Below are 24729 nucleotides of genomic sequence, written 5' to 3'. Positions count from 1 at the left end.
TGTTGCAAGCTATTAACTTTGTGAGGATATATATCACTTACGCTAGGGATACAGTTGGATTTTTATGCTCTTACATAATATAATGTTATAATATTACATTTCAAATGAGGACTCATAAGATCCTTAAGCTTCCTGTTGTTCGCTATCCACCTGCAACCTAGAATGGCCAGTGTCGGTGTTCCCACGGAACTTAATAGAGAATCCGCCGCGGCTTGCCGCGAACCGGAACTGCCCCCGCAACTGTAGGCGGCGAGCGATGCTCTTTGATGCCACTGGACACAGAGTCTGGGAAGGCGAGCTAGCCATGACCCGTCAGTCAGGAGAACTGCCGATATATTACTTACATCGAGCGAAGTGGCTCGGTCAGTATTTTCTGCCCGAATGCGGAGCTCATCATGCACGGGAGTGTACATGATGTTGAGATTGACCACGGCCATCGCCGCGAGCGCTGTTGGCCTTGCACAGGCGGCTTACGCCTCCACCGACTACCCCCTTACGCTAACCAATTGCGGCGTTGACTTCAGTGTGACGTCCCCCCCGGAGCGGACAGTGACGGTTGGCCAGTCAGCCACGGAGATTCTCTATTCGCTGGGGCTCGCTGATCGAGTGAATGGCACCTCGGTTTGGTTTAATCCGGTTCTTCCCCAGTTTGCTGATGCCAATGAAGCGATCGAGCGGATCGCCAACGACGACCCAAGCTTCGAGGCAGTGGTCAATAAACGGCCTGATCTGGTGGCGGTGCAGTATGAGTGGCACGTCGGCCCCACCGGCAGTGTCGCCACCCGTGAGCAGTTTCATGAGCTGGGTATTAATACCTATATTATGCCCGCCGATTGCGACACCAAGGATAACTCGACCGGCGGCGATGGCACCCGCACCGCCGCCTTCTCGACTGACTCCATTTATAAAGGGATCACCGAGTTAGCCACGATCTACGATGTTCAAGACGCTGGCGAGGCGCTGATAACCGACCTTGCCGCCCGCGAACAGCGCGCTATCGTCTTGGCGAGCAGCCTTGATTTACCGGAAGACTTGTCAGCGGCATTCTGGTTTTCATCGACAGATCTAGGGGTTAGCCCTTTCGTGGCGGGGCAGCTGGGTGCACCAGGGTATATGATGGAAAAACTCGGCATTCGTAATGTCATCGAGTCTGACGAAGAGTGGCCCACGGTGGGCTGGGAAAGCATCGCCAGAGCCGACCCCGATGTGCTTGTTATCGCCAGTATGGATCGCCGCCGCTTTCCTGCCGATGACATTGAAGCAAAACGTGAGTTTTTACATAGCGACCCGGTCACCCGCGAGATGAACGCGGTGAAAAATAACCGTATCGTCGAGATGGACGCCCACGCCATGAGCGCCACTATGCGCACTATTTACGGCCTTGAATCACTTGCCGAGGCACTATCCAATATGTCGTTTAACGAATGAGCATAGCGCTAACGAGGGCTTCCTCCGCACACTTCGGGTTGCGCTGGCTATGGATAACGCCGCTCGTGCTTGTGACGGCACTGATCGCGGGCACCGCCATCGGCGAGACGCCGATTCCCGTAGATACTATTGTCAAAGTGCTCGCCAACCAGCTAATAGGAACGGATTACCCGGTTGACCGAATCGACGCGGGCATTATTTGGAACTATCGTCTCAGCCGCGCCGTGGTTGCCGCCTGTTGCGGCACCAGCTTGGCCCTGGCCGGGGTCGTACTGCAGGCGCTGCTGCGCAACCCCCTGGCCGACCCCTACTTGATGGGTATTTCCGCTGGGGCTTCTACGGGGGCAGTCGCGGTGGCAGTCGCCGGAGTGGGCGCTGGAGCGCTTTCGCTCTCCCTAGGCGCCTTTATCGGCGCCCTGCTCTCCTTTGGTATCGTGGTGATGCTCGCCCATGCAGCCAATAGCGGTGTGGGTGGCGGCCGCGGCGTTCAGGCCGCGGGGGCGATTATTCTGGCGGGTATTGCAGGCTCGCAGCTGTTCAATGCGCTGACCGCATTTATCATTACCAAGTCAGCGAGCGCCGAGCAGGCCCGAGGCATCATGTTCTGGCTGATGGGCAATCTCTCCGGGGTGCGCTGGGCCGATGTCACCTTGGCCGTGCCTGCCGCGCTGTTTGGGCTACTGGTTTGCCTGTGGCACCGGCGCTCCCTGGATGCATTTACCTTCGGCGCCGACAGCGCCGCCTCCATGGGCATCGCGGTGCGCCCAGTGCGTGGAATGCTGATTATCGCCATGGCACTGGTCACGGCCGTGATGGTGTCTATCGTGGGGGCGATTGGTTTTGTTGGCCTGGTGATCCCTCACGCGATGCGTTTTATCGTGGGGAGCCGCCATACCCGACTGGTACCAGCAACCGCCCTGGCAGGCGCCGTGTTCTTGATCGGTTCGGATATTCTTTCCCGGGTGCTGATCTCCGGCCAAGTACTTCCCATCGGGGTGATTACCTCACTGATCGGCGCGCCCGCGTTTGCGCTGATCCTGGTTCGCGGCAAGAGGTCCTGATGCGCTTATCGGCTGAACAGCTTGCGTGGTCAGTGCACGGCACGCCATTGCTTGCTGACGTCAATCTTACCGTCGAGCCCGGCCAGACCTTTGGACTGGTGGGGCCGAACGGCTCGGGGAAAACCTCCCTGTTGCGTCTGTTGGCGGGATTGAACAAACCCAAGGCAGGACGGGTGTTGATGGATAGCCAGCCCCTGCACACGCTCAAGCAACGGGCGATCGCACAATCCGTTGCCTTGGTGGAACAGCAGGCGGACACTACCGACCGCATTACCGTGCACCAAGTGGTATCACTGGGTCGTACACCTTTCCTTTCCGCGTTGCGTCCCTGGTCAACGGAAGATGATGCCATCGTGGCGCAGGCGCTGGCAGATGTGGATATGGCGCACATGGCCGATCGCCTTTGGCATACCCTCTCTGGCGGTGAGCGCCAGCGAGTTCATATTGCCCGAGCGCTGGCACAACAGCCTAAAATTCTGCTATTGGATGAACCCACCAATCATCTGGATATTCGCCACCAGCTGTCGATTCTTGAATTGGTCAGGCAACTACCGATCACGGTGGTTATCTCACTGCATGATCTTAACCAAGCCATGGAGTGTGACCGCATCGGCGTCATGGATGGCGGCCGCCTGATCGATAGCGGCCTCCCCCAAGACATACTCACGCCTAACAGGCTACAACAGACCTTTGGGGTATATGCCCATGTGATCGATGATCCTGTCGATGGCAAGCAAGTCATGCGTTTTCACAGTGCGATTTAGCTAGCTCCTAGTCTGCTAGGAAAAATGCCCGGTTACCGACAGCGCAAACTTTCGTGCCCCCGGCGCTACAGTCCTCATTCACCGAAAAAAATGCCAAACCACACTGTGATCCGTGCCCATACTCCACAGAAGTACGACGACGACAAGCAGCGCCTCCAGCACCAAAACACCGATACCCAGCGTCGTGGTCGACAGAATAAACCCCTGCTTATGACTGATTCCCAGAAAGCTGGGCGTTCCTTTGTAGAGCAGATAGGTGCTATAGAGCAGGCCGATCACCATCCCTAGCACACACAACCAGAAAACCGGATATAGCGCAAAAACGCCGCTGAGGAACATCGGGGTCGCAATATAACCTGCGAAGATAATACAGTCGCGGCGGCTAGGTCGATTCTCAATACGGCGGGCCATCCAATGGATCACACTACCCACCACCCCCACTGCCATTAGCATCAGCGCATAAAAAGCCACGCCTAAGGCAATACCGTTGGCAAGGGAGACTTTATAGGTTGCCGAACCACCATAAGTCCAGCCTACCTGGGTGGTGCCTATCAGGGCACAGACAACAGGAACGGCAGCGAGTAACAGGACATGGTGAGCATAGAGATGACTGACAGACTCATGCTCCTCACTGATCTTATACCACTCCCGTTCAGGATGATGGAGAAGCCCCCAAACATGATTGACCATAACGACCTCCCGTTTTTGTGGACACGCTATTGTTAGGATCAGACGATGATCGATCGGATCAACAAGGTTCCGAATCATTTTTAGTGTAGAACACAAAATCATTTTCGGAGGTGAGGATTTTTCTTTGCTAAGGTGGAGGAGCTCATTCTATTAATTGGTGGAGTTCATATGCGTATTCTGTTCACCGGCGGCAGTGGCAAAGCGGGCCGTCATGCAACTGCCTACCTGCGCGATCAAGGCCACCGCGTCACCAATTTGGACTGGGTGGCATCTGATGTGCCCGGTATTACTACCCTGAAAACCGATCTGACCGATGCTGGGCAAGTGTTTAATGCTTGCCAAGCCTACGCTGGGTTCGATGAGCTGGAACCCGGCACCGGCGTGCCGCGTTACGATGCGATAGTCCACTTCGCGGCCATACCAGCCATTCTGCATAGGCCGGACAACGAGACCTACCGCATCAATACGCTAAGTACCTACAACATTCTTGATGCTGCCACCAAGTTAGGCATTCCCAAGGTCATCTTCGCCTCTAGCGAGACCACCTACGGTGTCTGCTTCGCTGATGGCGAGCAAAAACCCGACTACTTGCCCGTCGATGAAGAGCACCCCACCGTGCCTCAAGATAGCTACGCCATGAGTAAGGTAGTTAACGAAGTAACGGCACGCTCCTTCCAGGCGCGCTCGGGCATCGACATCTACGGCCTGCGCATCAACAACGTTATCGAGCCCCACGAATACCGCCAGGATTTCCCAGCCTACATGGGCGACCCTGCCCTGCGCCGCCGCAATATCTTCGCCTACATCGACGCCCGCGACCTGGGCCAGATGGTCGATTGCTGCCTGAAAACAGATGGCCTCGGCTACCAGGTATTTAACGTCGCCAATAACGAACTGTCAGTGGGCCTGACCAACGCACAAGTGATAGAGCGCTTCTACTCCGGCGTACCCATCAAGCGCGAAATGGGCGAATTCGAAACCTTCTACTGCATCGAAAAGGCCCGTCGTCTGGTCGGCTTTGCCCCGCGCCACTCCTGGCGGGAAGAGCTGGAGCAATGAAGCCAACCTGAGAAATAAGTGGTTATGCCAGGTTCTGTGGACGCTTCATCGTGGCTCACGCGGAAACATCAACAGGCTCTACATGAAAACTAATTGAAGTTGGTACGATCACAGAGGCATTACAATCTGTTTCTTTTCAAATGTTGAGCCCCGAATGAATACTGACCACTCACCAAATGCGCACCTTGAACAATGGGAAAATGCAAAAAATCCAGTGGTATCGATGTCCAAAGAATACCCTGCGGGCCATCATATTCTTCCGCACCAACATCAGCGCGGACAGTTGATATATGCCAGCGCAGGTACTATGAGACTAAGAACTTGCGATGAGTATTGGTTGTTACCTCCGTTTCGTGGCGTATGGATGCCCCCTTACGTAGAGCATGAAATGACTGCCAGCACATCGGTTTCTTTACGGACATTATATGTAAATGTCGAGTCATTCACCTTAAGTTTACCTAACCACCCAGTAGGTATTGGTGTCACTCCCCTTTTACGGGAACTGCTGATCCGAGCCTCTTATTTCCCGATAACTTACCATCCTGACAGTTTTGAAGAACGTTTACTGAGACTAGCATTGGAAGAAACGAAGCATGCATTCGAGTGTGGATTAAAGCTTCCTATGGGTAGAGATAAGCGTTTAAAAAAAATATGCGATACGTTAATGGAAAATCCTGGGGATGTACGTTCATTGGCAGATTGGGCCAATGAAGTCGGAGCAACCACTCGGACGTTAACCCGGCTATTTCGCAGCGAGACAGGTATTTCTTTCATTCAATGGAGGGAGCAGGTACGCATCGTCAGTGCAATTTCGGGTTTAAGCACTGGAGAACGTGTTAGTCAAGTTGCTGAAGAGCTAGGATATGCTTCTCAAGGTGCTTTTACTGTTATGTTCAAGCGTGTAACGGGAAAATCCCCACGAGAGTATTTGAACGACCTGTCCCGTTCTCAAATAAAATTGTCGTGTATGGAAGAATAAAGTTCGAATGAGATTGATATTGTTCCTCTACTTATTGAAATAACAGGTAGAGGAATATATGAAGCTTTCGTTAAAACCGCTGACTGAACACTATTACTTTCTGATAATCGCGTCCACGTTTCTTTCACTTAGCCACTGAGCTATTTGGTGTGCATAGTAACTAACTATGATGTCAGCACCTGCACGTTTGAAACCTGTCATGACCTCCATGACGGTTTCTTTTTCATCTAAAGCACCAGCTAGCGAACCAAATTTGATAGCGGCATATTCACCTGCTACTTGGTAAATAGCTAAAGGAAGGTCAGTGCGATTTCGAAGTTGGCTAACAACGTCTAAATATGGCATACTAGGTTTCACCATCAGAATGTCAGCCCCTTGTTCCTCATCTAGACGGGCTTCAATCATAGCCTGACGGCCATTTGCATTATCCGCTTGATAACCTAGACGATCACCTTCAAGCTTACAGTCAACTGCGGAGCGAAAAGGGCCATAAAAAGCGGATGAAAACTTTACTGCATGGGACAGTATGGCAACCTCAGAATAACCAGATTTATCCAGTGCATGCCGTATTGCCCCCACCTGTCCATCCATCATAGATGATGGCGCTAACATGTCAGCACCTGCTTGAGCAGCAACAAGGGACTGCTTAACTAAATTTTCAACAGTTTTGTCGTTGTCAACTTTTCCTTCTACAACTACTCCACAATGACCATGTGTGGTGTATTCACAGAAACAAATATCTGGAATAACCAGCATATCGGATCTACATTCTTTAATGATACGGATCATGCGTGCCAGCAATCCATTATCGGAAAGGGTATCACTGCCAAGACTATCTTTATTATGAGATATACCAAATGGCATGACGCAACGAATACCTACCCCATAGAGTGACTCTATCTCTTCACAAAGTAATGCTTCAGGTATTCGATAAATACCTGGCAGTTCCTTTATTGGAGCACGCTCAATTATACCCTCCTCGATAAATATAGGTTGTACCAAATCACTCAAAGTTAAAACGTTTTCTTTAACGAGTTGACGAAATTCATTATTTTGACGCAACCGACGGGGACGATGAACTACACTCATACAACCGCCCTCTCAAAATCAAGACCCATGGCCTTCCTGGCTTCATCGAGGTTTGAAACATCAAGCACAACTTCTTCAGGTGTATAAGAAATGTTTGGATTTTTTCGACGTAAAGTTGTTCCACTATTTACTGCAGCGGTGATGATGATTTTTTCCATTCGTGACGCCTTCTTTATACAGGTTGATAACATAGTTCACATTATCCTCCGCAGGTTCGACGAATGACTTTTCCATTTGAGACATAAATTGTTTAGAAAAGGAAAAATATGTGTAAATAAATTAGCTAATAATTAATGATTCTTTTCAACTTTTTCACTCCACGCAATAAGTAAAAAGCCTTACAGTGATGCAGCATGACCGAGAAAGTGATGAAATCATTACCATTATTCCGGCTAATATGACGCTTGGTTTCTATGTATCTAAGAATAAACTTGAATGACGGACCCTAATCGAGATTACGGCTAGATTAAGCTTGTATCACCCCTTTATCGGCACAAACACCGGTGCACCATCCACCTCTACTACCGCTAGCTTTTGGCGGTAGAGGTCTTCCAGCGCACTGGGCTCCAGCATGTTATCCCGCGGGCCCCAGCACGCCTCACCATTGGGATAAAGCAACAGCACATGGTCGCACCAGCGGGCAGCAAGGTTTAGGTCGTGTAAACACATGATGACCGCCTGCCCCTGAATGGCCTGTTCTGCCATTAGCGCCATCACGGCACTCTGGTGATGAAGATCCAGATGGTTGGTGGGTTCATCCGCTAGCCACACATTGGGCGCTTGCGTCAGCACCGTGGCAATCGCCACCCGCTGGCGCTCGCCACCGGAAAGAGTGCTTACCAGACGGTCACGCAGGTGCGCAACATCCAGGCGCTCAAGGGCGGCTTCCGCGCGGGCGTAGTCTTCAGCCCCCTCCATCTGCCAAGGCGATAGATAAGGGTGACGGCCAATCAGCGCGGTTTCCAACACGGTTGCTGGAAACCCATCCTGGCGATCTTGAAACACTAACCCCAAGCACTGAGCAACATGGCGGCGGCGCAGTTGGCCAAGCGCTGAATCGTTGAGCTGAACACTGCCTGAACGTGGCGCTTGCAGGCCAGCTAAGGTGTGTAATAGCGTCGTTTTTCCCGCACCGTTAGGCCCTAACACACCCCACACCTGCCCTGGTTCGATGGTTATATTAAGCTGCGTACCGCCTTCGCGGCCAGGCACATCGATGATGAGATTACGGGTAGCCAGTACGCTCATCAGCGGCTCCGGTAGAGCAGAAACAGGAAGGTAGGCACACCTAATAGCGCGGTGATTACTCCTACGGGCAACTGTTCCGGGGCGATCATGGTGCGCGCCAGGGTATCGGCCAGCACCAACAGCGTGCCACCCGCCAGTGCGCAGGCGGGCAGTATCAGCCGTTGATCATTGCCTAGCAGTAAACGCAGCATATGAGGTACCACTAGACCGACAAAACCAATGCTGCCTGCGGTAGTAACGGCAGCAGCAGTCAGCAGACTGGCGGCAATATAGATACACCACTCAAGCGGTCTGACCGCAACGCCCAGCGCGGCGGCTTGCTGCGGGCCACGGGCCAGCACATTCAGGCTCCGCCCGAGCGGAATCAGCACCACGCAGGTAGCCAGTAACAGCAGTAGCGGCGGCCAAGGCGTACGCGCATAGGAGAGATCACCCATGAGCCAGTAAAGCATACCCGGCAGGCGTTCGGCGGGGCTCAACGCCAGCATTAGTGTAATTACTGCGCCCCACCCCGCTGCGACCACCACGCCGGTGAGCAGCAGCCGCGAAGGCGTCCAGCCGCCGCTGCCATGGGCCAAACCAAAGACTAAAAACGTCGAGAGCAGTGCGCCGCCAAATGCCGAGCCTGAAATCGCCAGCCCGCCTAGTCCACCCAGCATGGCTGCCAGTGCGCCAATCGAGGCGCCACCGGAAAGACCAAGCACGTAAGGGTCTGCCAGGGGGTTACGCAGCAACACCTGCATCAATGCACCGGCTACCGCCAGCAAGCCACCCACCGCAAAGGCACTGAGCGCTCTGGGCAAGCGCAGCTCGATCACCATGGTGTGCGCTAGTGCATCGCCTTCGCCCTGGATACTGTTACCCACCACCACCTGCCAGATTTGAGCCGGTGAAATCTGTGCGCTACCGACACCCATGGCGATGACCAGCGAAGCCAAGGCCGCTAGTAATAGCAGACTAAGCGGGAGGCCCAGGCGTGCGAGCATTAACTGCGCTCACGTTTTTGGCGGGCGATGTCGAGCTTCTCACAGAGGATCTGGGTGCCCTCCATCAGTCGCGGTGTGGGCCGTTGAATCAGTGAAGGCGGCACAAAAAAGAGGTTATCTTCCGCAACCGCCGTCAAGTTGGGATACTGCTCCCAGTGCGTCAGCCAGTGGCGATTCTCTTCCCCCATGCCACCGGCAACAATCGCTTCAGGATTCGCTGCCAGCACGGCTTCGTCATCGATACGCGGTACCAGGCGTGCCTGTTCGCCAAACACATTCTCACCGCCACAAATCTCAACCACTTGGCCGATCAGGTGCTGGTCGTTAACGCTCATTAGCGGCTCATCCCACACTTGGTAAAACGTGGGTACCGGCTCCCGGTCTCGATAGCGCTCTTCAAGGGCGTTCATGGTATTGCGGAAATTGTCGGCCACTGCTTGTCCCGCTGTTTCTGTACCTGCCAACCTTGCCAAGCGCTCAATGGCGCTGGCCACGCCTTCTACATCGCGGGGCTCGATATAGAACACTGGCATGCCCAGGGCTTCAAGGGTTTCAAGCTGTTCGGCGGGGTTACCCGTCACCCAACCAATCACTATATCGGGTGCAAGTCCCACCAGTTTTTCTAAATCAATTCGGGTATGGCTGCCCACTGACGCCACTTGTTTGGCTTCCGGGGGATAGTCGCTATACGAGACGACGGCGACCACTTGATCCCCTGCGCCAGCCGCGTAGGTCAGCTCGGTTGCGCCAGGGGAGAGCGTGGCTATTCGCTGAGCAGCATTATACAGACAGACCTCACGGTCACGATCATCTACTGCGCAGCGCGAGTGCTCGTGTGCCGGGGCAGCAGACGCCATCAACAGCAGTGCGAGGCCCAGGGCCCCGCGCGCAAAACCACTTTTTCTATTGGCCAAAGTGAACACTCAAGAACCCAGCTCGGCCAGCGTTGATGTAATCACGGGTGGTTGAATACTCTTTATCAAAGGCATTTTCTAGCGTAACACGAGCGCTCCAGAGTGGCGCAAACTGCCAGCCAGCGCGCAGGTTAACCAGCCCATAGCCTCCTAAACGCTGGGTATTGGTGGTGTTATCGTAACGGTAACTCTGCGCTACTAGGGAGCCCCCCAACGACCAATCGCCAAGTTCCCTATCTGCATCCAAACGCACACTCTGGGTGGCCCGGCGGGCTAATCGATTGCCGGTTGCCCGGTCTTCTGGATCCAGGTAGGTGAAGGCAGCCTGGAGTGTCCAGTCGTTGACCTCTACGCCGCTTGACAGCTCAGCACCGCGTATACGTGCGCTGTTAACGTTTTGCGGCGCCCATAAGCCACTCGACGTTGGCGCCCAGGCAATCATGTCGTCGTAGTCGTTTTGAAAGGCGGCCAAGTCCCAGAACCATCGGTTGTATTGGCCTCGAACACCCACCTCGACAGTTTCAGACTTTTCTGGATTGAGATCAGGGTTACCCGAATCCGGCCAATAAAGGTCATTAAAGCTCGGTGCTTTAAACGCAGTGCCCACACTGGCACGCAGCGTGTGGTCGTTATCCAGATCGTAGCCCAGAGCCAAGCTGCCGGTGACTTCATCGCCATAGGCTTCGTTATCGTCATAACGCAGGCTTGCTTGAATGGCGAATGGCGAAAAGTCGAGTAACCCTTGGGTAAACACTGCTTTGTTATCACGGCTGGTAACGTCAAAATCGTTGGTGCTTGAAACGCGGTCTTCGCTGATTTCAGCGCCAGCGATCAACTCATGGGCACCAAACTGAATGTTGTTCTGCCAACGGGCGGTTTGCGTGCGGGTATCAATGACTGAGTCGCCGAAATTATCCAACGTGTCCAGCTCATCGCGGGCTTCGCTAAGGGTCAGTCGGCTCTGCCACGTATCAGTTACCGGCAACTCAGCGTAGACGCCTGCTACCTGCTGGACGAAGTCATTCTCCCCACCGTCATATTCGTTGTTACCGCGAGCGCGCAGTGCCAGCACGCCAACTTCAGCGCCACTCTCAAAGGTATGCGCAACGCGGGCTAGCGCTGCGGTATTGTCGTAGCCTTTGTCCTCACCACCCCGACGAATGGGCTGGCCATCGGTATTGAAATGGCTAGCGGCAAAGCTGTAACGCGTGCCCCCCTCGCGCCCTGAAACGCCTGCGCTTAACCGCTGGGTATTGAATGAACCACCGCCGACTGACATTCTCGGTTGCGGCCCCTCTTCGTCACCCTCAGGGGTAAAAAGCTGTATCACGCCGCCGACGGCATCCGCTCCGTAAAGACTACCGCGGGGACCGCGCACGATTTCCGCACGATCAAACATACGCGGATCCAAGTACTGAAATGCAGCACTGCCCGCCGTAGCGGATCGTAGCCGGATACCGTCAATCATGAGCACGGAGGCATCGCTGGGCGCACCGCGTAGATAAACGCTGCTACTTTTGCCAAAGCTGCCGTTACTCGTGACATCAACGCCCGGCTGGCCGCGCAGAAGATCCGTCAGGCTGGTGGGGTCTTGGCGGCGGAAAGTGGCTTCATCCAGCACGCTAACGGAAGAGAGGCTTTCATTAGCAGTGCGGGGCGCTAACGCAGCGGTAACGACGACAGGATCAAGCGTGGCCAAATCGGTCGCTGTTTCGGCGTATTGGGCTTCGGCTTGGATGTGAAAGGCTAGCGGTAAAGCAGCCATACTAAACGCCGCCCGTTTGGCGGTGGTGTGGAAACGGTGGTTCATGTGAGACCCCTTGCTCGTGTGCTCACCCGCACAGCGCATTTTTTTGACCGAACGGAGGATCAAACAAGGGAGTCTCGGTCGCGCTGTATGATCGCATCGCGCCACCGTTAATCGCCCTGAGAGCACCCACCGCGCCTCGGCATATATCGGTTCAGGTTGAACCATTACTCTCGGGCCGGTCTCCGGGCTGACGAGCGAAAGATGTCTTCATTCTTTCCGAACGACCACCTTCCCGTGCGTTAGCACAGTGGCGTCTTAGCCGTTCTTATCTCGATCACCGTTGCGGGGGCAGCGTTGGAATCACGCAAAGCGTTCACCAACTTCCCGTTTCACTAGCGGCTTTAATCCACCGCCAGCACCTGAGAGTGGGCGTAAGCTAGCAACTTGCCCAAGAGAGGTCAATTCATGATGAGCTGCTAGAGTAAAGGCAGTGCACGGAACAGGAGAAGGCCATGATCGATTTCTCGGCAGCCGGTGTGCCACGCTGGTTAAAGCTGGCTTTTACACTGTGGATCCTGGTCTGGGCACCAAGCTACGTAGTGCTGCTGGGAGCGCAGAACTTCTTTTGGCTGTGTAATGTGGCAAGTTTTCTGCTATTGGTGGCACTGTGGAGCGAGCAGCGCACTCTGATGTCGATGCAATGGCTAGCGGTGGCACTGGTCGGCAGTTTATGGAGCCTGGACGTCGCCACGGCTGCGCTCACTGGCGTGCATCCTATCGGCGGCACCGAGTATATGTTTGACCCGGAGCATCCCCTCATGGCGCGAGCCATGTCGCTCTACCACGTGGTACTGCCGCTGGTGGCTGGCATCGGCATAGCCAGGCTTGGCTATGCACGCCGCGCCCTGCTGTGGCAGACCCTACTAACCTGGATTGTGGTGCCATTGACCTATCTGCTTACCGAAGCCGAGCGCAATATCAATTGGGTGCATGGGCCCTTCGGCCAACCCCAGGACAGCCTCAACCCGTTGCTCTATCTGTTTCTACTCTCGCTGCTCTGGCCCGTAATAGTCTACCTGCCAGTGCATCTGCTGATGATTGGCTGGCAGCGCTGGCGGAGCCAAGCTTAGCTAAGGAACCTCTGATTAACGTGATGAGCGCAGGCCAGACAAGGCAAAAATCAACGAAAAAGCGGAGTTTACAGGTTGTAAATGAGCATTTTGAGGCGATTTTTAACGCTGTATGGTCAAGCGCAGTAGTTAATCAGAGGTTTCTAACTACTTAACCGCCATTACCAACCCATGCCGGACATACCACACCTGTTCAGCCTGGGCAGTGGAATCCTGAACAAACCAGCCATTAAGATCGCGCAGGCGGCGCTGCTCGGGCTGCATGGGCACAATCCCACGGCCAACTTCGTTGGCAATGATGATTAACGGTGCGTTTAGCTCTTCGGCGCGCTGGCAGAGTGCTGCCATATCGCTCTGCCACTGCTGGCGCAGGGCATCGTTATCGTCACGCTCAAGTGCAACGCTAAGCCATTCAAGCACACCTGTGATAACAAGCGGCATGTCGGCTACGAGCGCTTGCTGGCTATCGCTGAAGGGCTTAGCAGCATCAAGCCGCCACCCGTTTGCGGTGGGAAAGCGTGCGGTTACAGCGTCACGTTTGCCAGCGCAGGCACCGCCGATGAAGAGCTGCATTGCCATTCCCCTTTTCCATGGTCGTCTTGCTGATAAATAAGCTGCCAGCGCCTGCCTTGGGCTTGGAGCACGGTACCGTCCCAGAAATGAATCGTTTCAAAGCGGCGGCGCAGCTCACGAATCACGCCACCATGGGTGACGGCCAGAATCTTTTTATGGCCGTCGACGCGGCCATTCGTAGCCAGAGCCAGATCATGCAACCAAGCGCCTAAACGCTCACGCAGTTGGGCCGCCGATTCTCCGCCGGGAATTTGCAGCTCGCCCACGCTATCAATCCAGGCACGGTAATGGGGTAAGTCTTTCAGCTCATCGTAAACTTTGCCTTCGTACTCGCCAAAATCGAGCTCACGCAGGCGTTGCTCAAGGACAAGCGGCACGCCAGCTTTGGCGACGTCAGCCCACGCCAGGGTTTGCTGGCAGCGACTAAGATCACTTGAATAGATAGCATCGAACCGCTCATGCGCCAGTGCGTCACGCAGTGCCAGCAACCCATCTTCAGCCTCGGGAAACAACAGCGGAATGTCCTGCTGGCCTTGATAACGGCGCTCTAAATTCCAAGCGGTGATACCGTGGCGAACTGCCACCAGCTCCACAGTAAGACCAGTAGCCAAAGCTCTCCTCCTTCGATGGTAGCGCCTACCATATCGCCGTTAATGCCGTTAAACAGTCGCAACATTAGCCAGCGGATTAGTAACACGAAAACAGTAACCGTTAGCATCATCAACACTATCGCGGGCGCTAACAGGGCTATCAACACAATCGGCACCAGCGCTAGTGCCACATCCTGGCCGCTAAGCGATTGCTGCCAACTCCACGCCAAGCCCTTCTGCTGGGCACATGGCGTTAGCACCAGTAATGCAACGCCAGCCCAGCGCCCTAGCGCAGGCAGCATCAACAGCCACCACAAGGGAGCCTGATAGGCCAGCAACGCCCATAGCAGAACGCCCTTCCAGGCGAGCAAAAACACTAGCGCCAGCATTCCAAAGCTGCCAATTTGCGGGTCTTTGATGATCTCCCAGCGGCGCGCCAGGGGCTGATTGCTGCCCAGGGCATCGGCGATGTCCATCACGCCGTCCAAATGCAGCCCACCCGAGAGCGCCACCCACACGCTTAGTACTGCCAAAGCGGTGATCGGCGTGGGAACGTTGTGCATAGAAAACGCTGTTAACGCCAGCACGCTCCCTATCATCAACCCCACTAATGAATAGGCGCGCACTGCCCAGCGCCGGGTAGCGGGCGTCCAGGGAACGGCTATAGGAATCGGAATCCGGGTCAGAAACTGCAGCGCCAGCAACACACCGAACAAGGCATTTTTCAAACGTTTACCTCCTTCTCATGCTTCCACTGCCGATGCTTCCACTTAATGGCACAGCCTGCGACGACTTCGAGTACAGAATCGGCCTCTGCCACTATCCAGCAGTGAGCCCGCTGTAGAAATGCCAGATAGCGCCAGGTTTCAGCATCCGTAGGCGGCAGAGCTTCGTTGATATCATTGGAGACAATCACTAGATAAAGGCTGCGTGCGCGGGCATCAGCCAGTGCGTTTACTAGCAACGCGAAGCCTTCTTCTTCGCTTAGTTTACTGGCGTACAGGACTTGGCTGGCCCATAGCGTTAAGCAGTCCAGCAGCACGGCGCCACCATCAGGCACCTGGGCAATCGATTGATCAATATGCAGCGGTGCCTCTAGCGTTTTCCATTGAACGGTGTGCCACTGCCCTTGCCTGGATTGACGATGACGCGCCACCCGCTCAGCCATCTCGTCGTCGTATATGTCTGCGGTGGCTAAGTAGTAACAGGGCGAACTGCCTGCTGCACTAACTGCTAGCTGCTCGGCGATATCACTTTTGCCGGAACGCGCCCCGCCGCTAACGAAGACAATCATGCAGTTCCTTTTTCCAAAATATTTTCCAAAACATGCTTCAACACGCTTATCAGCCGTCGATTAGCAGGGGCATCGCGCAGCGCTACCCGCAGCCAATCACCATTGAGCCCGGCAAAATTATGGGTATGACGCACTAAAATACCCCGGCGTAGCAGCTGCTCAAATAACGCATCGCTGGTGATTGCCTGCGCGGCACTGGGCCGGATAAGAAAAAAACACGCCTGGCTGGGCACGACTTCCAGCCCTAGTTGAGCAAGCGCCTCAGCCATGCGCGAGCGCTCGCTAGCCAACCACCGCTGGGTGCGCCGGGCAAAGGCATCATCTGCCAATAGTGGCGCCACCAGTTCAGCCGCGAGGTGGTTGACACTCCAGGGTGGCTGATGATCCTGTGCCGCTTGAACCGTGGTCGCATCCGCCAGCAGGTAGCCCAGCCGGAGCCCCGGCAGGGTATAAAACTTGGTCATTGAGTGGAGCAGCAGCAGATGCGGGTAGCGCGCCAGTAGCGGTGCCAGCGACGCCTCTTGTGACGTCTCGCCCAGCGTCTCACCCACCATATCGATAAAGGCTTCGTCGACCACAACGCGACAATCCATCACAGCGGTGTAATTCAACAGGTCTTCCATTGCTGAAATATCGATAAGCGTAGCGGTCGGATTATTGGGGCGGCATAGAAACAGCACATCGATGTCGTTAAGCCCAGCCGTTAGCGCGTCTATGTCCAGCGTGAAGTGCGGCGCGGGCAGCGCGATCTCGCTGATTGAAAGCCGATGGGCGCGGCAAGCGCGGGCATACTCGCCAAAGCTTGGGGTAATAATCGCCGCTCGCTTACCCGCATGCAGCGCGGCGGCGAGGAAAATAGCCTCAGCGCCACCGTTGGTGAGCAATACCTGTTCGGGCTGAAGCTGGTGATGGGTGGCGATGGCCTGGCGTGCAGCGGCGTAATTCGGCGCGGGGTAGCGTTCAAGACCTACCAGTTGCTTAGCCAGCCAATCGCTAACCCACGCCGGAGGCCCCAAGGGGTTAAGGTTGGCACTAAAGTCGTCCAGGCGGTGATCGGTGGGCAAGCCGAAATGGGCCAGCAGTGTCTCGGCCTGGCCGCCATGGCTGGGCCATGGAGAGCTGGGCCATGGAGCGTTGGGCAATAGAGGAGTATTCATAGCGATCCTCGCAGCATAAACATCAATCCAGCTATTACCCCAGCAAGCAGCAACATAAACAGTATCCAGGCGCCGTACATTAAACAAAGTGTGGTGCTGATATGGGCAACACGCAGTTGCTCAAGCGGCTCGCCCAAGGTCGCACGGTGTGAGGCCTCGCCTGCATAGAAATTGGTGCCGCCCAGCTGCACGCCGAGCAAACGGGCCACTATGGCTTCTGGCCAACCGGCGTTGGGGCTGGGGTGGCGCGGTGCATCGCGGAAGGTGCCCCACAGTGCGCCTTGCCAGCGCAATCGTACAACACCTGAAAGGCTTAATAGCAAGCCTGCGAGCCATAGACACAGCGCGGTTAAGCGTGCCGGTACCCAATTAGCTAGATCGTCCAGCTTGGCAGAGGCAAAGCCAAAATTGGCATAGCGCTGGTTTTTGTAGCCTACCATCGAATCAAGAGTATTGACTGCCTTGTACGCCAGCGCTAGCGGCGCCCCGCCGATCAGCGCGAAAAATAGCGGTGCAGTGATGCCGTCAACGGTATTTTCCGCCACGGTTTCCACCGTGCCCCGAGTAATCTCCGCTTCGTCTAGATTTTGCGTATCGCGGCCGACAATCATCCCCAGCGCCTTGCGGGCAGCAGGCAAATCGCCTTGAGTAAGCGGTTGGATCACGGCGCGGGCCGCATCGCCCAGACCTTTGATCGCCAGCGTAGTAGAGAGCAGCCAAAGCTCGGCGATCAGCGCTAGCCCTGGGTGCAAGCGTTCCAGCAGCGCCAGCGTTAGCCCGCTAATACCCCATACACCACCGACGACAATAATGGTTAGCAGGAAGCCACTAACTTTGCGCTGCTGTGCAGTTCCACGATTCCACAGCCGCTCAAAAGCACTGATAAAGCGCCCCATCAGCACCACCGGATGTGGCAATGAGCGCGGATCGCCAACCACTAAATCAATGGCGGTCGCGAAGATGATCAGCACAATACCGCCAAAAGTGGCGCCTGGGATCATGGTGATGCCTTATCGCTAACACCGGCATCGGTAAAGGTAGCCATTTCCGCCACCATCGCTGTCGCCGCTTGCAGCAATGGATACGCCAGCGCAGCACCACTGCCTTCCCCTAGCCGCATGCCCATATCGAGAAGCGGCTTGGCCTCCAACGCTTTTAATGCCACATCATGGCCTGGCTCCTGGGAGCGATGACCAAAAATCAGATAGCCACGAACGGCGGGGCATAGACGGCAAGCGGTTAGCGCTGCGACGGTGGCAATAAAGCCATCCACAATGGCCGGTAAACGCTGGGCTGCTGCTGCCAGATAAGCACCGGTCATAGCGGCTATTTCCAGACCACCCAACTTGGCCAGCACCTCTAAAGGCACCTGAGGGTCAGCGCTGCGCGCAGCAATAGCGCGTTCAATCACCGCCACTTTGTACGCCTGCTGCTGAGGGTTAATCCCGGTTCCGGCGCCCACCACGCTTGCCACTGACTCACCCGTCAGCACCGCCAACATTGCGCTGCTGGCAGTGGTATTGGCGATGCCCATTTCACCCACCATAATGCACTTTGCACCTGCCCTTTTTGCTCGATTAACGGCCGCAATACCCACATCAATCGCGGCTATGGCTTGATCACATTGCATCGCGTCTTCTAACACCATATTGGCGGTGCCATAGCGCACCTTGGCGGAGGTCACCCCAGGCAGTGTTAAAGGCGAAGCAACGCCCACATCCACAATCTCGACCTGCGCGCCTATCTGACGGGCGAAGACATTAATCGCCGCCCCACCGTTGGCAAAGTTGGCCACCATCTGAGCGGTCACTGCTTGGGGGAAAGCTGACACCCCCTCATCAGCAACTCCGTGATCGGCGGCAAACACAACCACCGCAGGCGGCGTCACGCTGGGCTTGAGTTCACCGGTTATGGCGCTCAGTTGAATAGCCAGCTCTTCCAAGGCACCCAAACTACCTGGCGGCTTGGTCAACGTATCCAAGTAACGATGCGTTTCTTCACCGGCATTAAGATCAACTGACTGAATGTGGTCAACAATGGCGTGCATGCAGGCTCCAGCCCACTAGGGGTCATCAAACATTCAAAGGCAAAGCGCAAAATGGTAGCAAAAGCCTGAGTGCTATACTTGCTATTTCATTAGCGGGTCTTCCACCCTGTCAGGATGTTAAGGCTTTATTTAGATATTTGGCGTGGCGTACTTGCCACCTCACATTCGAGTAATAAAACTACAAATGTGGTTTTTATTGCCGTAAAGTCTCTTATTTCGACGCCAAAAAATGTAAAATAACTACAAGCTTCACTCACCGTCTCTATCATGCAGAGGTCCCTATGCCGAGCTCAACACCTGCTACGTTAAACCCCACCGTTGCTGAGGTTACCCAGCGCATTCGTGAGCGTTCTGCTGAGCGTCGCGCCCTCTACGAGCGGCGCATGGCTGACCAGCACAAACGTGGCGTGCACCGTGCTGAGCTAAGCTGCGGCAACCTGGCTCACGGTTTCGCGGCCTGTAACCCGCGTGATAAAAACGAACTCAAGCTAATGAATAGCGCCAACCTGGGCATTATCTCGTCCTATAACGATATGCTCTCGGCGCACCAGCCGTTTGAGACGTTTCCTGAAACGATTAAAGCAGCCGCCAGTGCCATGGGTTCTACCGCCCAGTTTGCCGGTGGCGTTCCGGCCATGTGTGACGGTGTCACCCAGGGCCAGCCGGGCATGGAGCTATCGCTGTTTTCCCGGGATGTGATTGCCATGGCCACCGCTGTAGGCCTCTCGCACAATATGTTTGATGCCGCGCTTTATCTGGGCGTGTGCGACAAGATCGTGCCGGGTCTGTTTATTGGCGCGGCGCGTTTTGGCCATCTGCCCGCCATGTTTGTACCCGCGGGCCCCATGCCCAGCGGCTTACCCAATAAAGAGAAGGCGCGCATTCGCCAGCTCTATGCCGAGGGCAAGGTTGGCCGTGCTGAGCTGCTCGAAGCCGAGTCTGACTCTTACCACAGCCCCGGCACCTGTACGTTCTACGGCACCGCCAACTCCAACCAGCTAATGATGGAGATGATGGGCCTACACCTGCCCGGCACTTCTTTTGTAAACCCTGGCACCGAAATGCGCGAAGCGTTGACACGCTATGCCACCGAGCAGGCGATCCGCAACACCGAACCCGGTGGCGACTACCGCCCGTTCTATAAGCAGATTGATGAGCGCGCGATTGTTAACGCCGTGGTGGGCTTGCTGGCTTCCGGTGGTTCAACCAACCACACGATGCACCTGATCGCCATGGCCGCCGCTGCGGGCATTACCCTGAACTGGGACGATTTCACCGATCTTTCAGCGGTCACCCCCAGCCTGATGAGGGTGTATCCCAACGGCCAAGCCGATATCAATCACTTCCAAGCGGCAGGTGGCATGAGCTATCTGTTCCGCGAACTGCTGGGCGCGGGCTTGATTCACGGCGATATTCCCACCGTATTCGGCACCGACCTAACCGCCTACACCCAAGAGCCGTTCCTTGAAGATGGCAAAATCGTTTGGCACGAAGGCCCCGAAAAAAGCCTTGATGAAGACGTGCTCAGCCCAGTAGCGACACCGTTCGCGCCGACGGGTGGCTTGACGGTCATGAAAGGCAACCTGGGTCGCGGTGTGATCAAAGTCTCCGCAGTGACGGAAGAGCATCGCGTGGTAGAAGCGCCGGTGAAGATCTTCGAAGATCAAAACGAAATGAAGGCCTCCTTCGAATCCGGCGACTTGGATCGCGACGTGATTGTGGTGGTTCGCTTCCAGGGACCCAAAGCCAACGGCATGCCCGAGCTGCATAAGCTAACCCCCTTCCTGGGCGTGCTGCAGGATCGTGGCTTTAAAGTGGCACTGGTCACCGATGGCCGCATGTCGGGTGCATCAGGCAAAGTACCCGCCTCCATTCACATGAGCCCCGAAGCCCTGGACGGCGGCCCGCTGGCCAAACTGCGTGATGGCGATATTGTACGTTTGGATGCCAACGCCGGTACGCTCGAAGCCAAAGTCGACCCCGCCACCTGGGCTAAACGGGAACTGGCTATTGGCAACCTGGATCACTACCACGTGGGCTTGGGTCGCGAGCTGTTTGGAGGCTTCCGCCACCTGGCCATGCGCGGTGAAGAAGGCGCTGGTGTATTCGGTGGCTTTGAAGCCGATGATCTCGCCCGTCAGCAGGGGCAAATCTCAGAAGAGGATGCCTGATGCGACCGGCACTCATCGGCGATATCGGGGGAACCAACGCACGCTTGGCGCTGGTCTCTCCCGGTGAAATAACCCCACACGATATCTTGAACCTACCCTGCGCCGACTACCCCGGCGTCGTGGAAGCGGTGCAGGATTATCTGGGGCGCGTGGGCGCCACGGGTGACAACGCGCCCCAAGAGGCGTGTTTAGCCTTCGCCTGCCCCGTTCACGCTGAACGGGTCAAAATGACCAATAACCATTGGGATTTTTTGAAAAGCGATGTTCAGCAACAGTTGAATCTATCGCTATTCAAGGTCATCAACGACTTTACCGCCCAGGCGCTGGGCGTCCCCCATGTGGCATCCAATGATTTGGTCGAAGTTCAGCCGGGGCAAACCCAGGCACACTCCACACGCTTAATTATCGGCCCAGGCACTGGGCTGGGCGTTGCCGGGGTATTTCCTGGGCAACACGCCTGGATTCCGCTGCCCACCGAAGGCGGTCACGTCACCTTTGCCCCCACGGATAGTACCGAGCAGGCACTGCTGGATGTATTTCTGCAGCGCCACAAACGGGTGAGCGTAGAACGCATCTTATGCGGTCAGGGTTTATTGGAGCTTTACCAAGCCTACTGCACCCTTGAAGGAATTGAGCCGCACTTAACTAGCCCAGCCGAGGTGACCACAGCGGCCAATGAAGGCGATAGCCTCGCCACTACTGCCCTGCTGCGCTTTCTAAAAATTCTTGGCGATGTGTGCGGCGACGCCACCTTGACCATGGGCGCAAGGGGTGGGGTTTATCTATGCGGTGGTATTCTCCCGCGCTTGCTTGAGTGGCTGCCAAAAAGCGAGCTGCGCGCCGCCTTTGTCAATAAAGGCCGTATGGGCGCTTATAACGCTGACATTCCCGTGTGGGTGGTGACTGCGCCCTGGACGGGCCTGTTAGGTGCCGCCGAAGCACTGCATAACGAAGAGGTTTTCTGATCACAACTTCTAACAACATCAATACGGAACCTGCTATGCCCGCCGCCACCTTTGATGTGCCGCTTTTACTCGGCATGATGCGTCTGCACGAAACACCCGCCATGCACGAACCCGAGCGATTAGCAGAATGGATCGAAGCGCGCCTGGAGCAGGGCCTTAACTGGTTTGACCATGCGGACATTTACGGCAGCGGCCAAGGGGAGACGCTTTTTGGCGCCGCGCTACGGGCGCGCCCTACCCTGGCTCAGCGGGTCAATGTCGTCACTAAAGCGAGCATCGCTAACGACAACCCCGCCCCCGGTTCGGGTAAGGTAAAGCACTACAATGCTAGCCCTGCTTATCTTAATAGTGCCATTGATGCCTCACTTGTGCGTTTGAATGTCGAACGCCTCGACCATTTCCTGATTCATCGTCCCGATCTGCTGATGAACGCAGAAGCGACCGGCCGCGCGCTGGACGACGCCATTGAAGCCGGCAAAATTGGCGCTGCGGGGATTTCCAACCACCTGCCCAGCCAGTGGCGGCGCTTGCAGGGCGCCATGCATCACCGCTTATCAGCCAACCAAATCGAGCTCTCGATTACCCACACAACGCCGCTGTTTGACGGCAGCTTTGATGATCTATGTGCCGATGGCCACGCCCCCATGGCGTGGTCGCCTCTGGCAGGCGGGCAACTGATGCAAGACGCCGTTGGCGAATGTTTGGCTAAGTGGGCGGCAAAGCTTGATAGCTCCCCCAGCGCTTTAGCGCTGGCATGGCTGCGTAGTCTTCCTAACTCGCCAGTACCGGTGATTGGCAGCATTAAACCTGACCGAATCAGCGACATGCTAAAGGGCCCTGCCACGCTACCCCGAGAAGTGTGGTATGAATTGCTGGAAGCCGCCCGCGGCCACTGCGTGGCATAAACCCGTCTTTGCAAACAATTACACCAAGGAGCCAATAATGACGCCAGTTATCGCGTTTGGGGAAGCGCTGGTTGATATGCTCTCCAGCCGTTTAGGGGCGGCTACAGATGCCCAGGAAACCTTTACACCCTACGCCGGTGGTGCTCCCGCTAACGTGGCGGTCGCCTGCGCCCGCTTGGGCGTTCCTAGCCAATTTTTAGGCATGATGGGCGACGATACGTTCGGGCATTTTTTGGTGCGTGAACTCAAAAGCCACGGTGTCGACACCAGCGGCGTGGTATTTACCCAAGAAGCCCGCACGGCGCTGGCGTTCGTTTCCCGGGATGACGTGGGCGAACGCACCTTTGATTTCTATCGCCCGCCCGCTGCTGACTTGCTTTATCGCCTTGAGCATTTACCCCATGGCGTCTTCGAGAACCCTGCCATTCTGCACTTGTGTAGTAACAGCCTGACCGACCCAGAGATCGCCGACGTTACCCTCGCGATGGCCACCATGGCCAAGCGCGCAGGCTGCCTGGTCAGTGTAGATGCCAACCTACGCCACAACCTGTGGCCCGGCGGCGAAGCGGATGCCAGTTTAGTCACGCAACTGCTAGACGGCGCTGAGCTGCTCAAGCTCTCCCAGGAAGAGCTCGACTACTTGCGCGCTGATCATCCTGCAGAATCGTGGCTTTCAGAGCGGCTTGCGGCAGGGGTAAAAGTTATTTTGATTACCGACGGCCCCAATGATGTCGTAATCAAAGGCGTCGGCATCGACCAGCGCATTGCGCCACCCAAAGTGGAAGCGGTCGACACCACCGCCGGAGGCGACGCCTTTATTGGCGGGCTGTTGGCGGAGCTCTCGGCCCATGGCATCAATGAACACTGGCAGAGCGATACGGATTTTCTACTCAGCGCAGTGAATACCGCCTGCCGCTGTGGCGCCCATGCGGTCACCCGGCCAGGCGCTTACGCAGCGCTGCCAACGCGAGCGGATATTATTGGCTAACTAAGTAGAGCTATAACCCATTAACAAATGGCGCGCCCCACGCAGGCGCGCTTTTTTTATGCTTCTTAGGGGTCGACTCGTCGCCAATCTAATTCGGACTTTTGTCTAAAGAGGCTCGCTTGTGGAAATGTCAGACATTTACTAGACTAGGGTTTATCCAATAAAGAACAAGAGATGAACGATGACGCTAGACGCTCTACCGCCCCACCAGGGTGGCGCTGAACAGTTAGCCCGTTTACTCGCCCAGGCCCTGCTGGCAGGCCATTGGCAGCCAGGTGATGTTTTCCCCCGTGAGCTGGATATCGGCAAACACTTTGCCGTTAGCCGAAACCAAGTGCGTAACGCACTCACCAGTCTCACCGCTGCGGGTTTATTAGAGCGCACCGCGGGCCGTGGCACGCTGGTTCGCGAGATGGGCGATTGGCATCTACTCGACCCACTGATGAGCGAATGGATGACCGGGCTGGTCAACCTTGACCCGCAGTTGGTAAGGGCCATTTACGCCTTTCGTTTTTCTGCTGAACCGGTGGTCGCAGGACTCGCTGCCCAGGCAGCTCAGGCTGAAGACATAGAACGTCTGGAGAGCGCCTATGCAGGCATGGAGAGCAGCGCAGGCAGTGTTGAAGCGCGTGCTGAGCATGCCGAGTACGATGTCGCTTTTCACGACGCCACCTACCGGGCCAGCCACAATTTAGTCTGGCGGCAAATGGGCCATTTATTGCGCCCTTCGATCATGGCGCTAATACACCGCTCGCAACACCGCACTGACACCTTAGACGACAGCCTAGCCCGCCACCGCCAGGTGCTTGACGCTATCCGCAACCGCGATGCCAGCGCCGCAGAATCCGCCGCAAGAGAAGTGCTGCGCCGCACGGCCATCGACCTTGGCATCGTCAGCTGACCATTACGCAATGAATACTATCTATTCAGAAGGATGACCG

At 55.7% G+C, this 24729-nt stretch carries 25 protein-coding genes and 2 riboswitches; of the genes, 11 read left to right on the top strand and 14 right to left on the bottom strand.

The genetic code is table 11. The features are described from left to right. Window positions 1-156 precede the first annotated feature (156 nt). Window positions 157-347, top strand: a riboswitch (cobalamin riboswitch). A 64-nt stretch (window positions 348-411) separates the two neighbouring features. Genes HALA3H3_RS18585 through HALA3H3_RS18575 form a run of 3 tightly spaced genes read left to right on the top strand, consistent with a single transcriptional unit; the run spans window position 412 to window position 3253 of the window. Next, window positions 412-1428, top strand: coding sequence for an ABC transporter substrate-binding protein (locus HALA3H3_RS18585; protein WP_022523066.1), 1017 nt, complete (start codon window positions 412-414; stop codon window positions 1426-1428). Then, window positions 1425-2489, top strand: coding sequence for a FecCD family ABC transporter permease (locus tag HALA3H3_RS18580; protein WP_022523065.1), 1065 nt, complete (start codon window positions 1425-1427; stop codon window positions 2487-2489). The genes HALA3H3_RS18585 and HALA3H3_RS18580 overlap by 4 nt, the downstream gene beginning before the upstream one ends. After that, entirely contained in the window at window positions 2489-3253 is a 765-nt protein-coding gene (locus tag HALA3H3_RS18575; protein ID WP_022523064.1) for an ABC transporter ATP-binding protein, read from the top strand. Before HALA3H3_RS18580 ends, HALA3H3_RS18575 begins: the two co-directional genes overlap by 1 nt. A 78-nt stretch (window positions 3254-3331) precedes the next feature. Here HALA3H3_RS18575 and HALA3H3_RS18570 read toward each other — a convergent pair whose 3' ends face one another. Next, window positions 3332-3943 carry a Yip1 family protein gene (locus tag HALA3H3_RS18570; RefSeq protein ID WP_022523063.1) on the bottom strand — a complete coding sequence of 204 codons (612 nt, stop codon included), beginning with the start codon at window positions 3941-3943 and terminating at the stop codon, window positions 3332-3334. A gap of 168 nt (window positions 3944-4111) precedes the next feature. Between HALA3H3_RS18570 and HALA3H3_RS18565 the strand changes: the two genes are divergently transcribed. After that, on the top strand, window positions 4112-5002 hold the full coding sequence (locus HALA3H3_RS18565; RefSeq protein ID WP_022523062.1) for an NAD-dependent epimerase/dehydratase family protein: 891 nt from the start codon (window positions 4112-4114) through the stop codon (window positions 5000-5002). A gap of 154 nt (window positions 5003-5156) precedes the next feature. Then, complete coding sequence (locus HALA3H3_RS26285) at window positions 5157-5981, top strand: AraC family transcriptional regulator (RefSeq protein WP_022523061.1); 825 nt, start codon at window positions 5157-5159, stop codon at window positions 5979-5981. Between the two features lie 93 nt (window positions 5982-6074). On the opposite strand, the gene hemB is transcribed toward HALA3H3_RS26285, so the two are convergent. The 6 genes from hemB to HALA3H3_RS18540 form a co-directional block, all read right to left on the bottom strand. Beyond that, complete coding sequence (gene hemB / locus HALA3H3_RS18560; protein ID WP_022523060.1) at window positions 6075-7070, bottom strand: porphobilinogen synthase; 996 nt, start codon at window positions 7068-7070, stop codon at window positions 6075-6077. Further along, window positions 7067-7228, bottom strand: a complete 162-nt coding sequence (locus HALA3H3_RS27150; RefSeq protein ID WP_174788148.1) for a hypothetical protein — start codon at window positions 7226-7228, stop codon at window positions 7067-7069. Before HALA3H3_RS27150 ends, hemB begins: the two co-directional genes overlap by 4 nt. Before the next feature lie 319 nt (window positions 7229-7547). Beyond that, on the bottom strand, window positions 7548-8318 hold the full coding sequence (locus HALA3H3_RS18555; protein ID WP_022523058.1) for an ABC transporter ATP-binding protein: 771 nt from the start codon (window positions 8316-8318) through the stop codon (window positions 7548-7550). After that, window positions 8318-9304 carry a FecCD family ABC transporter permease gene (locus HALA3H3_RS18550; RefSeq protein WP_022523057.1) on the bottom strand — a complete coding sequence of 329 codons (987 nt, stop codon included), beginning with the start codon at window positions 9302-9304 and terminating at the stop codon, window positions 8318-8320. The genes HALA3H3_RS18555 and HALA3H3_RS18550 overlap by 1 nt, the downstream gene beginning before the upstream one ends. Beyond that, window positions 9304-10161, bottom strand: coding sequence for a cobalamin-binding protein (locus tag HALA3H3_RS18545; RefSeq protein WP_053857233.1), 858 nt, complete (start codon window positions 10159-10161; stop codon window positions 9304-9306). Before HALA3H3_RS18545 ends, HALA3H3_RS18550 begins: the two co-directional genes overlap by 1 nt. 46 nt (window positions 10162-10207) lie before the next feature. After that, window positions 10208-12028, bottom strand: coding sequence for a TonB-dependent receptor domain-containing protein (locus HALA3H3_RS18540; protein WP_022523055.1), 1821 nt, complete (start codon window positions 12026-12028; stop codon window positions 10208-10210). Between the two features lie 156 nt (window positions 12029-12184). Further along, window positions 12185-12406, bottom strand: a riboswitch (cobalamin riboswitch). Between the two features lie 74 nt (window positions 12407-12480). Between HALA3H3_RS18540 and HALA3H3_RS18535 the strand changes: the two genes are divergently transcribed. Next, a complete protein-coding gene (locus HALA3H3_RS18535) occupies window positions 12481-13098 on the top strand; it encodes a hypothetical protein (protein ID WP_022523054.1) in 618 nt (205 codons plus the stop codon). Between the two features lie 147 nt (window positions 13099-13245). On the opposite strand, the gene HALA3H3_RS18530 is transcribed toward HALA3H3_RS18535, so the two are convergent. The 7 genes from HALA3H3_RS18530 to cobT are packed head-to-tail and all read right to left on the bottom strand — an operon-like array spanning window position 13246 to window position 18759. Then, complete coding sequence (locus HALA3H3_RS18530) at window positions 13246-13671, bottom strand: bifunctional adenosylcobinamide kinase/adenosylcobinamide-phosphate guanylyltransferase (RefSeq protein WP_053857232.1); 426 nt, start codon at window positions 13669-13671, stop codon at window positions 13246-13248. Next, on the bottom strand, window positions 13623-14282 hold the full coding sequence (locus HALA3H3_RS18525) for a histidine phosphatase family protein (protein ID WP_053857038.1): 660 nt from the start codon (window positions 14280-14282) through the stop codon (window positions 13623-13625). Before HALA3H3_RS18525 ends, HALA3H3_RS18530 begins: the two co-directional genes overlap by 49 nt. Next, window positions 14219-14989, bottom strand: coding sequence for an adenosylcobinamide-GDP ribazoletransferase (cobS, locus tag HALA3H3_RS18520; RefSeq protein WP_022523051.1), 771 nt, complete (start codon window positions 14987-14989; stop codon window positions 14219-14221). Before cobS ends, HALA3H3_RS18525 begins: the two co-directional genes overlap by 64 nt. Beyond that, window positions 14986-15555, bottom strand: coding sequence for a bifunctional adenosylcobinamide kinase/adenosylcobinamide-phosphate guanylyltransferase (locus tag HALA3H3_RS18515; protein WP_022523050.1), 570 nt, complete (start codon window positions 15553-15555; stop codon window positions 14986-14988). The genes cobS and HALA3H3_RS18515 overlap by 4 nt, the downstream gene beginning before the upstream one ends. Further along, window positions 15552-16712: a threonine-phosphate decarboxylase CobD gene (gene cobD, locus HALA3H3_RS18510; RefSeq protein ID WP_022523049.1), complete on the bottom strand. Its 1161-nt coding sequence runs from the start codon at window positions 16710-16712 to the stop codon at window positions 15552-15554. Before cobD ends, HALA3H3_RS18515 begins: the two co-directional genes overlap by 4 nt. Then, window positions 16709-17713, bottom strand: a complete 1005-nt coding sequence (gene cbiB, locus HALA3H3_RS18505) for an adenosylcobinamide-phosphate synthase CbiB (protein WP_022523048.1) — start codon at window positions 17711-17713, stop codon at window positions 16709-16711. Before cbiB ends, cobD begins: the two co-directional genes overlap by 4 nt. Further along, window positions 17710-18759, bottom strand: a complete 1050-nt coding sequence (cobT, locus tag HALA3H3_RS18500; protein ID WP_022523047.1) for a nicotinate-nucleotide--dimethylbenzimidazole phosphoribosyltransferase — start codon at window positions 18757-18759, stop codon at window positions 17710-17712. The genes cbiB and cobT overlap by 4 nt, the downstream gene beginning before the upstream one ends. Window positions 18760-19040: 281 nt before the next feature. Here cobT and edd point away from each other — a divergent pair, with 281 nt between their 5' ends. The 5 genes from edd to HALA3H3_RS18475 all read left to right on the top strand — a co-directional run bounded on the left by edd (window position 19041) and on the right by HALA3H3_RS18475 (window position 24689). Beyond that, the gene (edd, locus tag HALA3H3_RS18495) at window positions 19041-20930 is read left to right on the top strand and encodes a phosphogluconate dehydratase (RefSeq protein ID WP_022523045.1); all 1890 of its coding nucleotides are present in this window, start codon (window positions 19041-19043) and stop codon (window positions 20928-20930) included. Then, window positions 20930-21895 (top strand): glucokinase, encoded by a 966-nt coding sequence (gene glk, locus HALA3H3_RS18490; protein ID WP_022523044.1) that lies wholly within the window; start codon window positions 20930-20932, stop codon window positions 21893-21895. Before edd ends, glk begins: the two co-directional genes overlap by 1 nt. 35 nt (window positions 21896-21930) lie before the next feature. Beyond that, window positions 21931-22800, top strand: a complete 870-nt coding sequence (locus HALA3H3_RS18485) for an aldo/keto reductase (RefSeq protein WP_022523043.1) — start codon at window positions 21931-21933, stop codon at window positions 22798-22800. A 37-nt stretch (window positions 22801-22837) separates the two neighbouring features. Further along, window positions 22838-23788 carry a carbohydrate kinase family protein gene (locus HALA3H3_RS18480; RefSeq protein WP_022523042.1) on the top strand — a complete coding sequence of 317 codons (951 nt, stop codon included), beginning with the start codon at window positions 22838-22840 and terminating at the stop codon, window positions 23786-23788. A 181-nt stretch (window positions 23789-23969) separates the two neighbouring features. After that, window positions 23970-24689 carry a FadR/GntR family transcriptional regulator gene (locus HALA3H3_RS18475; protein WP_022523041.1) on the top strand — a complete coding sequence of 240 codons (720 nt, stop codon included), beginning with the start codon at window positions 23970-23972 and terminating at the stop codon, window positions 24687-24689. Window positions 24690-24729: the final 40 nt, after the last annotated feature.

The organism is Halomonas sp. A3H3 (genome assembly GCF_000982975.1).
Classification (GTDB): Bacteria; Pseudomonadota; Gammaproteobacteria; order Pseudomonadales; family Halomonadaceae; genus Vreelandella; species Vreelandella titanicae.
This window is presented reverse-complemented; position numbering and strand designations above follow the sequence as displayed.

What these genes read in the sequence shown, in the direction of transcription:
- HALA3H3_RS18575 (WP_022523064.1), top strand. Translation starts at nt 2,489, where the DNA reads ATGCGCTTATCGGCTGAACAGCTTGCGTGGTCAGTGCACGGCACGCCA.
- HALA3H3_RS26285 (WP_022523061.1), top strand. Translation starts at nt 5,157, where the DNA reads ATGAATACTGACCACTCACCAAATGCGCACCTTGAACAATGGGAAAAT.
- cbiB (WP_022523048.1), bottom strand. Translation starts at nt 17,713, where the DNA reads ATGATCCCAGGCGCCACTTTTGGCGGTATTGTGCTGATCATCTTCGCG.
- glk (WP_022523044.1), top strand. Translation starts at nt 20,930, where the DNA reads ATGCGACCGGCACTCATCGGCGATATCGGGGGAACCAACGCACGCTTG.
- HALA3H3_RS18485 (WP_022523043.1), top strand. Translation starts at nt 21,931, where the DNA reads ATGCCCGCCGCCACCTTTGATGTGCCGCTTTTACTCGGCATGATGCGT.
- HALA3H3_RS18530 (WP_053857232.1), bottom strand. Translation starts at nt 13,671, where the DNA reads ATGCAGCTCTTCATCGGCGGTGCCTGCGCTGGCAAACGTGACGCTGTA.
- HALA3H3_RS18565 (WP_022523062.1), top strand. Translation starts at nt 4,112, where the DNA reads ATGCGTATTCTGTTCACCGGCGGCAGTGGCAAAGCGGGCCGTCATGCA.
- HALA3H3_RS18515 (WP_022523050.1), bottom strand. Translation starts at nt 15,555, where the DNA reads ATGATTGTCTTCGTTAGCGGCGGGGCGCGTTCCGGCAAAAGTGATATC.
- edd (WP_022523045.1), top strand. Translation starts at nt 19,041, where the DNA reads ATGCCGAGCTCAACACCTGCTACGTTAAACCCCACCGTTGCTGAGGTT.
- hemB (WP_022523060.1), bottom strand. Translation starts at nt 7,070, where the DNA reads ATGAGTGTAGTTCATCGTCCCCGTCGGTTGCGTCAAAATAATGAATTT.
- HALA3H3_RS27150 (WP_174788148.1), bottom strand. Translation starts at nt 7,228, where the DNA reads ATGGAAAAAATCATCATCACCGCTGCAGTAAATAGTGGAACAACTTTA.
- HALA3H3_RS18585 (WP_022523066.1), top strand. Translation starts at nt 412, where the DNA reads ATGATGTTGAGATTGACCACGGCCATCGCCGCGAGCGCTGTTGGCCTT.
- HALA3H3_RS18475 (WP_022523041.1), top strand. Translation starts at nt 23,970, where the DNA reads ATGACGCTAGACGCTCTACCGCCCCACCAGGGTGGCGCTGAACAGTTA.
- HALA3H3_RS18545 (WP_053857233.1), bottom strand. Translation starts at nt 10,161, where the DNA reads ATGGCGTCTGCTGCCCCGGCACACGAGCACTCGCGCTGCGCAGTAGAT.
- HALA3H3_RS18555 (WP_022523058.1), bottom strand. Translation starts at nt 8,318, where the DNA reads ATGAGCGTACTGGCTACCCGTAATCTCATCATCGATGTGCCTGGCCGC.
- HALA3H3_RS18480 (WP_022523042.1), top strand. Translation starts at nt 22,838, where the DNA reads ATGACGCCAGTTATCGCGTTTGGGGAAGCGCTGGTTGATATGCTCTCC.
- cobD (WP_022523049.1), bottom strand. Translation starts at nt 16,712, where the DNA reads ATGAATACTCCTCTATTGCCCAACGCTCCATGGCCCAGCTCTCCATGG.
- HALA3H3_RS18535 (WP_022523054.1), top strand. Translation starts at nt 12,481, where the DNA reads ATGATCGATTTCTCGGCAGCCGGTGTGCCACGCTGGTTAAAGCTGGCT.
- HALA3H3_RS18580 (WP_022523065.1), top strand. Translation starts at nt 1,425, where the DNA reads ATGAGCATAGCGCTAACGAGGGCTTCCTCCGCACACTTCGGGTTGCGC.
- HALA3H3_RS18550 (WP_022523057.1), bottom strand. Translation starts at nt 9,304, where the DNA reads ATGCTCGCACGCCTGGGCCTCCCGCTTAGTCTGCTATTACTAGCGGCC.
- HALA3H3_RS18540 (WP_022523055.1), bottom strand. Translation starts at nt 12,028, where the DNA reads ATGAACCACCGTTTCCACACCACCGCCAAACGGGCGGCGTTTAGTATG.
- cobT (WP_022523047.1), bottom strand. Translation starts at nt 18,759, where the DNA reads ATGCACGCCATTGTTGACCACATTCAGTCAGTTGATCTTAATGCCGGT.
- HALA3H3_RS18570 (WP_022523063.1), bottom strand. Translation starts at nt 3,943, where the DNA reads ATGGTCAATCATGTTTGGGGGCTTCTCCATCATCCTGAACGGGAGTGG.